We start from the raw sequence: 14518 nt of genomic DNA on the forward strand, positions 1-14518 counted from the left end.
CCCCCCCCCCCCCCCCCCCCCCCCCCCCCCCCCGCCCCCCCCCCGGCCCTTCGGGCCACCCTCTCCCGGGGGGAGAGGGGACTATGGGTGCTGCGTTCTTTCTCCGAACCTCCGCCGACCCGACTCAGCAGAAGTCGTCGACCGTCGGCGTGAGGACGAGTTCCGGGACGCGGGCGCGGGGGTTCAGCTCGACGAGGAACTTCACCGCCGCGGCGACGTCCTCGGGCTGGAGCATCGCGAGCTTGCGCTCGGCGGGGACCGGGACAAGTCGCGCTTCGAGGATCGGCGTGTTGACCTCGCCGGGGTAGATCACGGTCGACCGGATCCCATCCTCGCGGGCCTCGCGGCCCACGCATAGGCCGAGCGCGGCCTGGCCGAACTTGGAGGCCGAGTAGCCCGCGCCCCCCAGTGTGCTGGCGCGATAGCCGGAGAGCGAGCAGACCTGGATCACCAGCCCGTCCTTGCGCGCCCGCATCCCGGGGAGGATCGCCTTCACCAGGTTGAAGGGCCCGGTCAGGTTGGTCCGGAGCATCAGATCCCAGTCCTCGGGCGTCAGGACGTCGAGGGCGCGGTTGCGCACGTTCGTCCCGGCGTTCGAGACCAGCACGTCGATCGAGCCGAACTCGGCCTCGATGGCCGCGGCCGCCGCGCGGACCGCCTCGCCGTCGGTCACGTCGCAAGGCGCGACGAGGGCGCGGTCGGCGGCGTCGCCGAGGAGGGACTTCGTCTCCTCCAGCTTCTCGCGCCCGCGCCCCATCAGGGCCACGCGCAGGCCCATGCCGGCGAGCACCTGGGCGACGCCCCGCCCGATCCCGCTCCCGGCCCCCGTCACCACCGCCGTCTCCGGCTTCCGACCCATGGCTGCCTCGTCTCCTCAAGAATGCGGAAGGCCCCGCGCTCGGATGCCGGCGCGGGGCCTTCGAGATCGACCCGGATTGTATCGCGGACCGGATGCCGGCGCGAACGCCGGGCTCAGTGCGTCGTCGAGGCGTTCCAGGCGCGGACCGACTTCGACCCGCTGGCCCACTTGCTCATCGCACGCAGGAGCTGGCCGGCGTCAGACTTCGCCAGCTTGGTCGACGAGGCGGCCTGGTCGACGGCCTCGCTCGACAGATCCTGCACCGTCGTCCCGTTGATGAAGACCGGCACGTCCAGGGTGGTCGGCGTCGGCTCCGCCGGGGTCTCGACGGGGGCCGGGGGGGTGACGGGCGCGGGCGGGATGGTCGGCGTGACGGGCGTGTAGTCGACCGGCGGGGTCGGGGTCGGCGTGGGGGCCGGGGCCGGCGTCGGCGTGGGCGTCGGGGCCGGGGTCGGCGGGATCAGCACCTGCTGGGCCGGCGGGACCACGACGACCGGCGGGGCGGGGGCCGGCGGGACGACCGGCTTCGGCGGGGTGACGACCGGCCGGGTGGGCGGGGTGACGACCGGCTTCGGCGGGGCGGGGGCGGGGGTCGGGGCGCCGGGGATCAGCGAGGCCGACTTCAGGACGTCGAGCCGGCCGAGGTCGATGCCGGTCACGTCGTCGTGGATCGCGGTCGCCCCGTCCTTCAGCCAGCGGACCACGTCGTCGACCTTCGGGAGCGTCCCGAACCGCTGCTTGTGGATCGACTGGAGCAGGACGATGGAGCCAGAGACGAGCGGGGCGGCGAAGCTGGTCCCCTCGACGTTCCCGTAGTTGGAGCCGTCGACCAGGGCGCCGATCCCGGCGGCCGGCGCGGCGAGGTCGGTGGCCGTCGAGCCGCCGATGGCCGTCCCCAGGCGCTGGGCGTTGGGGAGGAGCTTGTCGGAGGCGTCGGTCCCGGTCACGCTGATGACGCCGTCGAGGACCGCGGTGAAGCCCTCGCCCTGGTTGCCCTTGAAGCTGTTGCCGGTCGCGGCGACGACGGCGATGTCCAGGTCGCGGAGCTTCTGGACCAGCTCGGTCATCCGCTGGCCGACGCCGCGGTCCTCGGCGAACCAGTTGCGGGCGTAGTTCTTGCCGTTGGAGAGCGAGATGTTGACCACGCTGATGTTGTGCTCGGCGTGGTGGTCGACGACCCACTGGAGGGCGTTGGCGATGTTGTTGGTGTCGGCCGTGTTGGAGCCGTTGGTGACCTTCAGGGCCACGATGTCGGCCCCGGGGGCGACGCCCAGGTGGTTGGGGTCGTTGCCGGCGATCAGGCCGGCGACCGCCGTGCCGTGCTGCGAGGAGGAGGCGATCGGGTCGGTGTCGCCGTCGCCGAAGTCGTAGCCGGCGACCACGCGGGAGTTCGGCCCGTAGCCGCCGCCGAGGGCGGAGCTGTTGTAGTTCACGCCCGTGTCGATCACGGCGACCGTCAGGCCGGTGCCGTCGACGTTGTGCGTCGACCGCGCCAGGGCCGACTTGATGATGGGGTCGAAGGCCGTGGGCGCGCCGACGGCGATCGAGCCGACGGGCTCCGCGATGGGGCCGCGGCGGAGGTGGGCGCGAGGTCCGACCCCCGCTCCCGCCCCGGCCGCGGCCCCGGCGCGGGCGGCGCGGGCCTGCTGGAGGGCGGTCGCCGCATGGGCCCGCGGGGCGGCCGGGGCCTGCTCGACGGCCTGCCGATGCCGATGGGCGGCCTCGGCGCGGCGGGCGGCGTGATCGGCTGAGGCCGACCCGAGCCCGGTCGAGAGCAGCCGACGGACGTCGAGTTGCTCGACCGCCGGGCGGTGCTTGCGTCGAGCGCCTCGGTCGTCGTTGCCTTTCAGGGTCCATGCCATGGAACGATTCTCCCCAGACGGCCGCCATGCCATTGGCGAAGCCGCCCCGCGTTTCGGTTGTGATCGCCCCCCTTCCGTGGCGGGCGCCGGGGCCCGCGTCGTCCGGGGCCCCGGGCCCGGGGAGCCCCCCCGGGATTCCTCCCGGACGCGGCCCCTCGGGGCGAGTGACAAGGTTGTTCGGCACGAGAAAAGGCTTCGGGCGGCGGCGACGCCTCGGCGTCCCCGGCCGGCCCGGGCCCTTCAGCCCGAGCGCGGAGAATCGACGACCGGCCTGGCGGAACGCCGGGAGTCCGTGGACTCCCTCGGCTCCGCGCGGGGCCGTCGATTCGGCTTCGTCGTCCTGACACGCGGCCGGTCGCATCCCGTACGACCCGGCCGTTCCAAGGCGGCCCATCCCGGGCCCCCCCGCCGACGCCCTCCTATGGCGCCGGGCGGCGGGCCGACCCGGCCGGCTTCGCTGCCGACCGCCTCCGCCCGCCCCCTCCCCGCGGCCCTCGATCCGGCTTGCGTCCCTCGGGGGGCCGCACTAGATTGAGGTCGCCTCGGGGAGGCCCACCGAAGACTGGCGTCCTCGGCGGTGATTCTGGTATCGGAATCGAGGCGAACCGATGTCCGCAGGAAAAATGGAAAATATCGCGGTGATCCCGGCGCGGTTCGCTTCCACCCGCCTCCCCGGCAAACCCCTCTTGTCCGACACCGGGAAGACCCTCATCCAGCACGTCGTGGAGGCCGCGCGACGCGCGAAAACGCTGCGACGCGTGATCGTCGCCACGGACGACCGACGCATCGCCGACGCCGTGACCGGCTTCGGCGGCGAGGTCGCCATGACCCGCGCCGACCACCCCACGGGCACCGACCGCGTGGCCGAGGTCGTCGCGACGATCCCCGAGGCCGGCATCATCGTCAACGTCCAGGGGGACGAGCCCGAGATCGAAGGATCGACGATCGATCGCCTGATCACCCTTCTAATTGAAGACCCCGACGCGCCGATGGCCACGCTCGCGACGCCGATCCGCGACGAGGCCGTCTACCGCGACCCGTCGTGCGTGAAGGTGGTCGCCGCGCGGGGCAGGGCCCTGTACTTCTCGCGCTCCCCCATCCCGCACCATCGCGACGCCGCGCCCGACTTCTCCGACCCGACCGCCCCCGCGGCGCTCCTGCACCTGGGCCTCTACGCCTACCGCCGCGACTTCCTCCTCTCCGTCGGCTCGCTCCCGCGCTCGCCGCTGGAGGCCGCCGAGAAGCTGGAGCAACTCCGCGTCCTGGAGGCCGGCTTCCCCATCGCCATCGGCCTCGTCGACGAGCCGGCGATCGGCGTCGACACCCCCGAGGATTACCGTCGCTTCGTCGAACGCTGGCGGGCGCGGAACCCTGGGTAGTGGACGACCGGGTCCGGGCCGGGCTCGCGACCGCGAGCCTGGCGAATCCCGCGACGCCCGACAACTTGTATTGAAGGCGGCGAGACGCTTCGTCTATAGTCGCGACTCGAATTCGCGAGGCCTCTCCGCCCACGAGCGACGCACGCCACGATGACGATCCCGCTTCACGCCTCCCGCCCCACTCCCCCCTGAGCCGGCCCTGGGCCGATTCCGGCCCCTTCGAGGCCCTTGCGCCTCCTTTCCGAGGAGCCCTCGCGCCCTTCGCCGCCATGACGATCGTTCGACTCCCCTTCGTCTCGCGGTCGGTGATCACCGGGTTCGTCAACTCGCTGGCGATCCTCATCTTCATGGCCCAGCTCCCCGAGCTGGTCGGGCGGTGCTGGCGGGTCTACCCGATGGTGGCCGCGGCCTGGCCGTGATCGACCCGCTGCCGCGCCTGACCACGCCTGCGCCGTCGCCGTTGGTCCGCATCCTCGGGCTCACCGCGTTCTCGACGTTCTTCGGGCTCGAACTGCGCACCGTCGGCGACATGGGCCGGCTGCCGTCCGAGTTGCCGCGCTTCCTGCTTCCCGACGTGCCGCTCACCCTGGAGACGCTGCGCATCATCTTGCCGTATGCCGCGACCCTCGCCGTCGTCGGCCTGCTGGAGTCCATGATGACCGCGACGATCGTGGACGACATGACCGACACGTCCAGCGACAAGAATCGCGAATGCACCGGCCAGGGCCTGGGGAACGTCGTGGCCGGGCTGTTCGGCGGGATGGCGGGCTGCGCGATGATCGGCCAGTCGGTCATCAACGTGAAGTCGGGGGGGAGGGGCCGGCTGTCGACCCTGTTCGCCGGGATCTTCCTGCTGTTCTTGATCCTCGTGCTCGGCGACTGGGTGCGGAGGATCCCGATGGCCGCCCTGGTGGCGGTCATGACCATTATCTCGATCGGCACCTTCAACTGGGCGTCGCTCCGGACCCTCGTGACCCATCCCAGGAGTTCGAGCGTCGTGATGGTCGCGACGGTCGCCGTGGTCGTGACGACCCACGACCTGGCCCAGGGCGTCCTGGTCGGCGTCCTCCTGAGCACGGTCTTCTTCGCGATGAAGGTCGAGCGCCTGGTCCGCGTCGCGTCGGAACTCGACGACGCCGGGCGTCGCCGCGTCTACCGCGTGAGCGGGCAGATATTCTTCGCGTCGAGCGACGCCTTCGCCAAGGCGTTCGACCTGAAGGAAGACCTCGACGAGGTCGTCGTCGACTTCAGGCACGCTCACTTCTGGGATCTGTCGGCCATCGCGGCGCTCGACAAGATCGTCCTGAAGTTCCGCAAGACCGGGACCGCGGTCGAGTTGGTCGGCCTCAATGATGCCAGCGCGACGCTGATCGACCGGCTCGCCATCCACGACAAGCCCGACGCCCTGGAGCGGGCCATGTCCCACTGACCCGGGGAACCTCCGCCTTCGCCGCGGCGATTCAGGGCGTCTCGACGCCCTCCAGGGCGCCCATGATCGCGTCGGCGATGGCCTTCATGCCGCGGTCGCCGGGGTGGCCGGCGACGCCTTCGTGCTTGAAGGGGCGTTCGGAGCGGGCGGCGTTGGCGGGGTCGCGGCCGATGTCGCCGATGTCGACGAAGATCGCGCCGGCGTCCTTCGCCGCGGCCCGGAGGCGGTCGTCCTTGGCCTCGACCGGCCAGAAGCAGCTCCGGACGACCACGGTGGGCCGCCTGTCGCCCGAGCGGACGCCCGCCAGGATCCTCGCGACCCCGGCCTGGAACCTCGCGCCGTCCTCGGGGGAGGCGAGGTCCGGCACGTTCTCGCCGATCGCCAGGACGACGAGGTCGGCTTCGAACGCGAACATATCCTTGAGCTTCTCGTCGACGTCGTAGTCGGCGTAACCGCGTTCGAAGTCGGCGATGTTGCGAACGAGGATCCCTGGCTCGCGTCCCGAGCGTTCGGCCACGGCCGAGGCGACCAGGTGGGCGTAGTCGTTCTCGGGGGCGGACGCCGCCATGCCCCAGTCGCCGTGCCAGTCGAGGTCGGCGTTGGGGCCGTGGCGGGTGATGCTGTTGCCCAGGAACAGGATCTTGCGGACGTCGGAGAGCCCGGGGCCCTCCGCGTCCGCCGCCCCGACCAGGCCAACCGCGGCCATCGCCGCGAGCAAGAACCGTCGACCGCCCATGACGCGCCTCGCTTGTCGTGACTCAGCCGGCGACCTGGCCGGCCTCGATCTCGCCGGTGGCGTACTCGTTGAACTCGGTGTAGAGGATGTGGCGGAACAGCTTGCTCTCGGCCTGGAGCCGAGAGGGGGTGGCGGAGCCTTCCAGCCGGCCGTTGTGGAGCAGGACGACGTTGTCCACCGACCGGATCGTGGAGAGCCGGTGGGGGATCAGGATGACCGTTCGCCCGGCCGCCAGCCGCGAGAGCGTGTCGTCGAGGAGCAGCTTCACCTCGTCGTCGACGGGGGTGGGCAGCTCCTCGATGATCAGGATCGAGGGGTCGTGCAGGTAGGCTCGGGCCAGCGCGACGCGGAACTGCTCGTCGGGGCGGAGGTACTGGCCGATGGGGCCGACCACGGTGTCGTAGCCGTGGGGGAGGTCCTGGATGAAGTGGTGGGCGTGGGCCACCTTGGCCGCCTCGATCACCCGGGGGAGCGTGTAGCGGGGGTCGCCCAGGCCGATGTTGTTCATGATCGAGTCGGTGAAGACGAGATCCGCCTGGAGGACGGTGGCGGACTGGGCGCGGACGGACTCCAGCGTCATCTCGCGGAGGTCGCGGCCGTCGATCAGGACCCGGCCGGCCTGGGGGTCGATGAGCCGGGGGATGAGGCAGGCGAGGGCCAGCTTGGAGTCCTCGTCCAGCCCCACCAGCGCCGTGCGGCCGCCGGCGGGGATCGCCAGCGAGACCCGGTCGAGCAGGAGCCGGCCGGAGCGGCTCTCCAGCGTGACGTCCTCCAGAACGATCCGGTCGCGCATCGGCGGGAGGAACTCGGCGCCGACGTTCTGGTGCAGCTCGGGCGAGCGGGCGAGGAACTCGAAGATCTCCGTGGCCGAGCGGTTCGCGTGGCGGATCGCCTGGCGCATCCGGGACCAGCGCAGCAGCGGGAAGGCGAGCCCGGCGAGCGACGCGACGAGGATCAGCATCGTCGCGATCGAGATCCGGTCCTTCACCACGACGTTATAGCCGAGCAGCCCCAGCGCCGTGGCCGCCGCGGCGCCGTAGAGGAGGGCGGGGGAGTCGGTCAGGCTCCCATGGGCCACCATCCGGCGGACGTCGGCCTCCTGGTAGCGCTCGAGATGCTCGTCGAAGCGGCGGCGGTCGAACTCCTCCACGCCGTAGGTCCGCACGGTCCGGAGCTGGCCCAGGTCCTCGTGCAGGAGGCAGAGGTGGAGCGAGGCGTCGCGCAGGGCGGCGTCGTGGGCGGCGCGGGCCTCGCGGTTCATCGCCCGCGAGACGAGGTAGACCAGCATCCCCAGCGAGGCCAGGAACAGGGTCAGCGTGGGGGAGGCCGAGAGGGCCAGCGCCGCGAGGCCGACGGCCAGGACGATCATCCCGGGGTTGGCCTCGAAGTCGGCGGCGAGCGCGTCGCGGATGTCGTTGACCTCGCGCGTCCAGATGTTGACCACCGGGCCGATCCCCTCGGTGGGCAGCGACGACTGCCCCAGCCGGTACATCTGGCGATGGATCTGGTTGCGCAGGTTGCTGGCCAGGTCGGTCGCCGCCGCGGCGACCGCCGCGCGCCTCAGCCGGGCCGAGAGCGACAGCAGCAGCGACAGCGCCAGGCCGAGCGCCAGCAGGGTCGTGAGCGCCCCGACGTTGTTCCGCAGCGTGGGCAGGACGGCGGTCAGGGCGTTCAGCGCCCGCGCGCCGAACTTGTGGACGGGGTTGGGGCTGTTCAGGTTGGACCCGATCAGCGGGAAGACGCCCGAATTCTCGTAGACGATGAAGTCGCCCGTCTTGCCGATCTGACGGCCGACAGACCAGGCGGGGAGGTTGCCCGTCGCCCGTTCCGCGATGCTGATCTCGCCGCGGTTGGCCATCAGCCCGGTGAACAAGGCGGCCAGGAGCAGGAGGCCGAGGGCCAGGAGGGCCTCGACCGCGCCCAGGATCCGGGCGACCAGGGGCGAGCGGCGGCCGGCGAGGAGGTTCCTCGCGCGGAGATAGGCTTCGGCTTGCATGCAGGGGCTCCCCGCCAAGGGGTCCAGGGCCGGATGTCGCGTCGGCGCCCCCTCTCGACGCGGCCGTCCCGGGGCTGGACGGGACACGACGGCCGACGTCCCCGCCCGATGGCGAAGGCGTCGGCCGCCTCGACTCGGTCGGGCCGGATCAGGCCAGGTCGCGGTCCTCGAAAAGGAGGAACGCGAAGAAGAGGGCCGCTCCACTGTACAACACGCAGCAGCCCAAGGCGGGCAGAACGTAGCCGACCCACGGGATCACCGCGCCGGTGGCGATCGACGGCCCGGCGTTGAACAGCTCCAGCGGCGGCAGGACCCAGGCGAAGAGCTGCGCCATGAAGTGGATCAGCTGCTGGGTCTCCCGCGTGGCGTCCACCAGCACCGGGCTGAGGTGCCCCAGGAAGAAGATCATGATGCAGACGATCAGGTTGACCAGCATCGGCAGCCGGGTGGACAGGGCCACGCTGATCGACGTCATGATCGCGACCTCCAGGAAGCCCAGCGCCAGGCCGGGGAGCACCTGGAGGACCTGCCCGGCGCGCATGCCGCTCTCCAGCGTCCCGGCCGACTCGCGCAGGTCATACGGGATCTTGTACCAGACGCCGGCGGCGAACAGGCTGCCCAGGATCAGGTAGAGCAGCACGACGCCCATCAGGATCCCCATCAGCTTGCCGACGATGAACTGCCGGCGGTTGATCGGCTTGGAGAGCAGCGTGATGGCCGTCTTCCCCTCGATCTCCTCCGCGACCGTCGAGCTGGACGTCAGGAGCGCCAGCAGCATGCTGAAGAACGAGATCGTCGTCAGCCCGGTGTCCTTGTACATCTTGATGTCTTCGCCGAACGTGAAGTACGGCACGAAGATCGTGCCGACCAGGAGCGCCGCGGCGAAGAAGGCGATCACGAAGAAGGACGGCTGGCGGATCGTTTCCTTGGCCGTCGCGAGGGCGATCGTGAAAGATTTCATGGTGCTCGGATTCGGAGGAAGGATCGGAAGAATAAGGTCGTTCGAGCGGTCGTGAGGGGGTCGGCTCAGGCCCGGACGCGGAAGCCGGACAGCGGAGGGCCGCCGGGCGCCAGGGGCGCGGAGTCGACGCCCCGGACGAAGTCGGACATGCGCTCTCGGACGGCCTCGACGAAGCGGTCGATCTCGCCGGGTTCCGCCTCGGCGACGATTTCGACGGTCCCGTCCGGCAGGTTGCGGACGTGGCCGGCGACGTCGAAGCCGCAGGCGACCCACGAGGTCGTCGCGCGGAAGCCGACGCCCTGGACCCGCCCCGAGAAGATGATCCGCCGTCGTTCGATCGCCATGTCCCGCCGTGCGAGCCCCCGGGGGCCGCGCGAGCGGACGTCGCCTCGCGCCGCTAGAGGATTCCCCTTCCCACCCATCGTAGCCGTTCCCGACGAGGGGTGGCAAGGAGGCCGTCGGTGCTACGTCGGCCGGCCGCCGTCGGTTCGGGGGATCGTTCGAAATGACGAGGGCGGCGGGCCGTTGCGGCCGCCGCCCTCGACGCGGGCTTCGTAGCGGGGCGGATCGGCTTACAGGCCGTTCAGCTCGACGCCGACCACCTCGGCCTGGGCGGCCTGGATCGGCAGCATGGCGGAGCGGGCCGGGCCGATGCCGACGGCGTCGAACGGGACGATGGGCGAGCCGGGGGAGGCGCCGGCGCGGAGGCTCAGGCCGGCGACGGTGAACGGCAGGCGGTTGTCGACCCGCAGGGTGGTGCTGGTCGTGGTCCGCTTGGCGGCCTTCACGGTGATGAAGGTCGTCGCCAGCTCGTGCTCCATCAGGCCGACGAGGCTCTGGGCGTCGAGGACGGCCAGGGACGAGCGGTCGCGGAAGGTCGCCTTGCCGAGCGGGCTCCACTGGTCGCCGGCCAGCGTCGCGCCGACCTGCATCCGGCCGACGGCCTCGCCTTCGCGGGTCTCGCCCAGGGCGAGCTTGACGAGCAGGGCGGGGGCGACGGCGGCGGGGGTCTCGTCCGCCTCGACGACCTGGATCGGCAGGCCGAACAGGCGGAGCCCGTCGAGCTTGCCGACCAGGCGCTCGGCCTCGGCGCGGGCGGCCTGGCCCTCGGCCTGGACGCTGACGAGGACGCGGCCCTCGGCCATCATGGAGGGGCTGACCAGCTCGTCGGATCCGGTGGAGTCGACGGCGTCGACGAACCGGGCGGCCAGGGCCAGCTCGCGGTCGTTCAGCAGCTTGCCGTCGCGCGAGGCCAGCTCCTCGAAGGAGACGCCGTCGCAGATCCGCCACATGGCCGCCTGGGCGACCCCCTGGCTCGTCCCCAGCATGGCCAGGCTGCGCAGGGCCTTGCGGATGCGGGCGTCCTCGGTGTACTGGTCGACGTCCATCAGGGTGAAGACGTCGCGCGGGCCGGGGGTGGCCACGCCGTAGTTCAGGCAGACGCCGGGGACGGAGACGTCCACGGTCTCGCCGGCGGGGACGGTCAGGGCGGGGAAGTCCGACCCCGTGACGGGCATCGAGCGGAAGCCGGGGGCGGCCGAGCCCCCGAACCGGCCGAAGCTGCCGGGACGGTTGGTGATCGCCCCCAGGCCCATGCTCTGGAAGCCGCGGCCCCCCTGGCCCAGGGCGCTGGCGGCCACCAGCCCCGGCGGGATGATCACGTTCAGGCGCTTGTCGGAGACGTTCTCGATGCTGAGCCGGACCTTGTCCTGCCCCTGGCCCCGCGCCGAGACCTTCAGGTCGCCGGCCTCGGCCGCCTTCAGGACGTCGACGGTCTCGGTGGTGGTCGCCGAGGCCGGGAGGGTGGAGGGCTCGTCGTCGAGGTGACGGCCGGCCGCGGCCGGGCCGCTCAGGAACATCAGGCTGCTGACCAGTCCCGCGGCCGAGAGGGCCCGGACCGGGTGGAGGCGTCGCCACGGCATGGGGGTAGTCACCTTTATTCTATGGACGGGGCCGCGGGCGAGGCGGGGCGCCCCGCGTCGCAACCCGCCCCGTGCGTCGTCGTGAGACCGGAATCCGTCGACCGAGCTTCGCGCGTCGCGCGTTCGCGACGCCCCTGGAGTAGGGACGCCCCCCGGCGCGCGGCTATTCGTACTCGTCACGTCAGATTCTTCGGCAGCCCGGCCCGAGACCTTCGCGCGAAATCGCCGCGAGGCCCGACTTCCCGCCTCACCTTCGCACCAACAGGACGCACCAGACGGGCTGGGCCTCGGCGTCGGTGGCGTAACCGATCCCCACGGCGTCATGGTCCTCCAGCAGCGTCGCCTTGCGATCCTCGTTGTCCGACAGCGATTTCACGAAGTCCTCGGCCGTCGGGTTCCCGCCGCCGACGAGCACGGCCACGCCCCGGAAGGTCGCGCCGACCTTCTTGAGCGCGGCGGCCACGTCGGGGGGCTTGCGCTCCTCCTCGGGCTTGTCCAACCTCTGGGCCATCTCCGCGGCGATCGCTCGGGCGGCCCTCGCGAGCTTGGGGTCGACCTCCATCGCCTCCTTGCCGGCCTCCTTGCGAACCGCGTCGATCCCTTCGACGACCTCCTTCTCGGCGGCGTCGGGATCGAGGGGGACGCGCGGCGTCCCGAACACGACGCACCAGTAGGGCTCGCCGTCTTCCGACTCGGCCTTCGCCCCCCCCATCTGGGAGAAGTCGCCGAGGATGTTGGCCCGGTGTCCCTCGCTCTCCATCCACGCCCGGACGACCTCGGCCGCGTCGCCCTGGCCGCGCGCGACGTTCTCGGCGGTCGTCACGAAGCGATAGCCCGCGCGCTTGACGCGCTCCGCAGCGTCGGAGCCGTCGGCCCCCTCGTGGGTCATCTCCTCGCGCCTGGCCATGTCCTCGGCGTGGAGTCGGGCGGCCTCGGTCAGCTTCTCGTCGAGGGTCAGCGGGGGGAGCTTCTCGGCTTCGCGCTCCTTGTTATGGGCGGCGAGGAGTCCGCCGAGCGTGGCGTCGGGGGGCTCGCCGGCCGGGGAGGGGAGCGCGACGAGGAGCGAGCACGACCACGCCAGTCCGAATCGGCGAAGGGGGATCATGGGGGGCCTCGTGGTTCCTCCGGTCGCGGGCGACCCGCGCGAGTTTGGATTGACCAGCAAGGATGGCGCCCATTATTTTGTGGGGGTCGCCGGTCGGGCGATTTCCTGGTCTCGGCTGTTACGCAGGGGCGGACTTTCATGAGCATGGGCGAGGACGGCGGCTCCGAGATCGACGTCGAGACCCTGCACGGCCGAGACTGGCCGAGCGTCACCCAGTTCTCCATCTTCCTGGAAAACCGCGTCGGGCGCCTCCAGGAGGTCGTCCGCTACTTCCAGGGGAGCAAGGTCAAGATCGTCGGGCTGACCATCTCCGACTCGGCCGACTGCTCCATCGTCAGGCTGATCCTCAGCCACCCCGAGCAAGGCCGCGAGATCCTGGCCCGGAACCGCCACGCCTTCGCCGAGAACGAGCTGCTGGCCGTGGAACTCCCGGTCTCGACCTCTCCGCTGGGCGACATGTGCCTCGGCCTGCTCCGCGCCGAGATCAACATCCACTATGCCTACCCGCTCATCGTCCAGCCGCACGGCCGCCCCGCCGTCGCCATGCACGTCGACAACATCGAGCAGGCCAGCCGGTCCCTGCACGAGATGGGCTTCGAGATCCTCTGCGAGGCCGATTTGACGGGATGACCTCGCGTCGCTCCGCCTCCAGGGCAGGGCGGAGGGGAAGCGGGTCCGCTCGTCGTCGGCTCAACCCTCGGCGGGGCGGCGGGCGACGATGTTGAGGTTGCTGGCGAGGAGGCCGAGGGGCCAGGTCCGTTCGAGGACGCCGTTGAGCGCCCAGACGAGGCCATGGCACCGCCCGTAGGCGGCCTTGAGCGGCCTCGGGAAGCCGTTGAGCATCGTCGGGACGAGGAGCCGGCGCTCCCACGTCAGGAGTTCGAAGCCGGCGGCGTCCAGCAGGGCCCTGGCCGAGGCGATCGTGTAGAGGCGATCGTGGGCCGAGTGCCCCAGCTTGCGCTGGACGGCCTCGGTATAGCTGTAGCGGTTGGGGAGGCAGGCGACGAGGAAGGAGCCGCCGGGGCGCAGGACGCGGAAGACCTCGCGCAACGACTCCTCCTCCTTCCAGACGTGCTCCCAGACGCCGTTGCTAGTGACCACGTCGAAGCAGGCGTCGGGATAGTCCAGCCGGATGTGATCGGTGAGCTGGGCGTACTTCAGGCCGCTGTACTCGAAGAACGGCCGGTAGTCGTCGGCCGCGACGAAGTCGCAGCCGTGGAGGTCGAGCGACGGGCCGAAGCGGCGGCGGTAGACGCACGAGTCGACGCCGTGGCGGCATCCCCATTCGAGGACGCGGTCGCCGGGGCGGATGCCGGCGGCGAGCCAGTCGACCATGGCGAGGCGACGGCGGAGCGTCAGGGGGGAGGCGAGGTGGGCGTCGAGGTAACGACGCTCGTCGTCGTCCATCGAGCCGTCGGCCTCGCGCTGGCGCGCCCAGAGTTCGCGGATCAGGGCGGCCTCGGCGCGGTGGTCGGCGGGGACGGGCCATCCGGCCCGCGCGGCCCGAGTGCGCCTGGGCGTCGATCCGATCATGCTCATCCGGGCGTCCCTTCCGTCTCGCGTCGCGTCGGGCGTCGTCCCTGAGTCGCCCGAGAAGCCGGGGGAATCTATCGCGCCGGGCACCCTTGGGCAAGTCGAACCGGGGCTCACCCCCCGACGGCCAGCAGCCACGGCGGCACGCCTCGCGGGGGGAGGCCGACGGCGCGGAACAGGGCGAAGACGGTCGATCGCTCGACGGGGCGGGGCAGGATCGCCAGGGCGTCCGGGGTCTTCGCGGCGATCCGCTTACGCAGCCAGGCGGTCGCGACGGCCAGGACCTCGTCGTGGTCGAAGGCCAGCCCCGTCGCCCCTTCGAGGGGGACCCAGGCGGCCTCGGCGGCGTCGTCGCCCCCCTGGATCGGGTGCGACCCGGCCGGCAGGATCGTCGCGTAAGCCAGCGTGACGGTCCTCCCGCGCGGGTCGCGGCCCACCTTCGCGAAGAAACCGAGCGGCTCGATCCCGCCCGCCACCGTCAGCCCGGTCTCCTCTTGAAGCTCGCGCCGCCCGCCGGCCTCGGGTTCCTCGTCGATGTCGAGGAAGCCGCCGGGGAGGGCCCATCGGCCTTCGAACGGGTCGTGCTTGCGGCGGACCAGGAGCACGCGCAGGGCCGAGTCGATCCAGGCGAACGCGATCAGATCCGTCGTGACGGCGGGTCGCGGGTGCTCGTAGCAGTACGGGGCTGACATGGTTCGCGGCCTTGTGCGACGATGGGCGGGGAGACGCGGCGGCT

Annotated in this window: 14 protein-coding genes; 4 read left to right on the forward strand and 10 right to left on the reverse strand. The window is 71.6% G+C overall.

All coding sequences use genetic code 11. The features are described from left to right. Positions 1-124: 124 nt before the first annotated feature. Together WG209_RS21660 and WG209_RS21665 are read right to left on the reverse strand one after the other, a co-directional pair. On the reverse strand, positions 125-859 hold the full coding sequence (locus WG209_RS21660) for an SDR family oxidoreductase (protein WP_337177181.1): 735 nt from the start codon (positions 857-859) through the stop codon (positions 125-127). 113 nt (positions 860-972) lie between these two features. Continuing rightward, complete coding sequence (locus WG209_RS21665; protein ID WP_337177182.1) at positions 973-2721, reverse strand: S8 family serine peptidase; 1749 nt, start codon at positions 2719-2721, stop codon at positions 973-975. A gap of 608 nt (positions 2722-3329) precedes the next feature. Here WG209_RS21665 and kdsB point away from each other — a divergent pair. The 3 genes from kdsB (at position 3330) to WG209_RS21680 (ending at position 5529) form a co-directional block, all read left to right on the forward strand. After that, positions 3330-4100 carry a 3-deoxy-manno-octulosonate cytidylyltransferase gene (gene kdsB / locus WG209_RS21670; RefSeq protein WP_337177183.1) on the forward strand — a complete coding sequence of 257 codons (771 nt, stop codon included), beginning with the start codon at positions 3330-3332 and terminating at the stop codon, positions 4098-4100. Positions 4101-4369: 269 nt separating this feature from the next. Then, on the forward strand, positions 4370-4519 hold the full coding sequence (locus WG209_RS21675) for a hypothetical protein (RefSeq protein ID WP_337177184.1): 150 nt from the start codon (positions 4370-4372) through the stop codon (positions 4517-4519). Next, positions 4477-5529 (forward strand): SulP family inorganic anion transporter, encoded by a 1053-nt coding sequence (locus WG209_RS21680; protein WP_337177185.1) that lies wholly within the window; start codon positions 4477-4479, stop codon positions 5527-5529. The genes WG209_RS21675 and WG209_RS21680 overlap by 43 nt, the downstream gene beginning before the upstream one ends. Before the next feature lie 31 nt (positions 5530-5560). Here the strand turns inward: WG209_RS21680 and WG209_RS21685 are convergent, their stop codons facing one another. From WG209_RS21685 to WG209_RS21710, 6 genes are all read right to left on the reverse strand, one after another. Further along, positions 5561-6265 carry an SGNH/GDSL hydrolase family protein gene (locus WG209_RS21685; protein ID WP_337177186.1) on the reverse strand — a complete coding sequence of 235 codons (705 nt, stop codon included), beginning with the start codon at positions 6263-6265 and terminating at the stop codon, positions 5561-5563. 22 nt (positions 6266-6287) lie between these two features. Beyond that, the gene (locus WG209_RS21690) at positions 6288-8261 is read right to left on the reverse strand and encodes an ABC transporter ATP-binding protein (RefSeq protein WP_337177187.1); all 1974 of its coding nucleotides are present in this window, start codon (positions 8259-8261) and stop codon (positions 6288-6290) included. Positions 8262-8409: 148 nt separating this feature from the next. Next, complete coding sequence (locus WG209_RS21695; RefSeq protein ID WP_337177188.1) at positions 8410-9222, reverse strand: ABC transporter permease subunit; 813 nt, start codon at positions 9220-9222, stop codon at positions 8410-8412. A gap of 65 nt (positions 9223-9287) precedes the next feature. Further along, complete coding sequence (locus WG209_RS21700; RefSeq protein WP_337177189.1) at positions 9288-9566, reverse strand: acylphosphatase; 279 nt, start codon at positions 9564-9566, stop codon at positions 9288-9290. A 228-nt stretch (positions 9567-9794) separates the two neighbouring features. Further along, positions 9795-11144: a hypothetical protein gene (locus WG209_RS21705; RefSeq protein WP_337177190.1), complete on the reverse strand. Its 1350-nt coding sequence runs from the start codon at positions 11142-11144 to the stop codon at positions 9795-9797. A gap of 247 nt (positions 11145-11391) precedes the next feature. After that, entirely contained in the window at positions 11392-12249 is an 858-nt protein-coding gene (locus tag WG209_RS21710; protein WP_337177191.1) for a CAP domain-containing protein, read from the reverse strand. Positions 12250-12387: 138 nt separating this feature from the next. Here WG209_RS21710 and WG209_RS21715 point away from each other — a divergent pair, with 138 nt between their 5' ends. Then, entirely contained in the window at positions 12388-12879 is a 492-nt protein-coding gene (locus tag WG209_RS21715) for an acetolactate synthase (RefSeq protein WP_337177192.1), read from the forward strand. A gap of 60 nt (positions 12880-12939) precedes the next feature. On the opposite strand, the gene WG209_RS21720 is transcribed toward WG209_RS21715, so the two are convergent. Together WG209_RS21720 and WG209_RS21725 are read right to left on the reverse strand one after the other, a co-directional pair. After that, on the reverse strand, positions 12940-13788 hold the full coding sequence (locus WG209_RS21720; protein WP_337177193.1) for a class I SAM-dependent methyltransferase: 849 nt from the start codon (positions 13786-13788) through the stop codon (positions 12940-12942). A gap of 107 nt (positions 13789-13895) precedes the next feature. Further along, positions 13896-14474 (reverse strand): NUDIX hydrolase, encoded by a 579-nt coding sequence (locus tag WG209_RS21725; protein WP_337177194.1) that lies wholly within the window; start codon positions 14472-14474, stop codon positions 13896-13898. Positions 14475-14518 lie beyond the last annotated feature (44 nt).

The organism is Paludisphaera sp., from assembly GCF_037189885.1.
In the GTDB taxonomy this organism is placed as follows: domain Bacteria; phylum Planctomycetota; class Planctomycetia; order Isosphaerales; family Isosphaeraceae; genus Paludisphaera.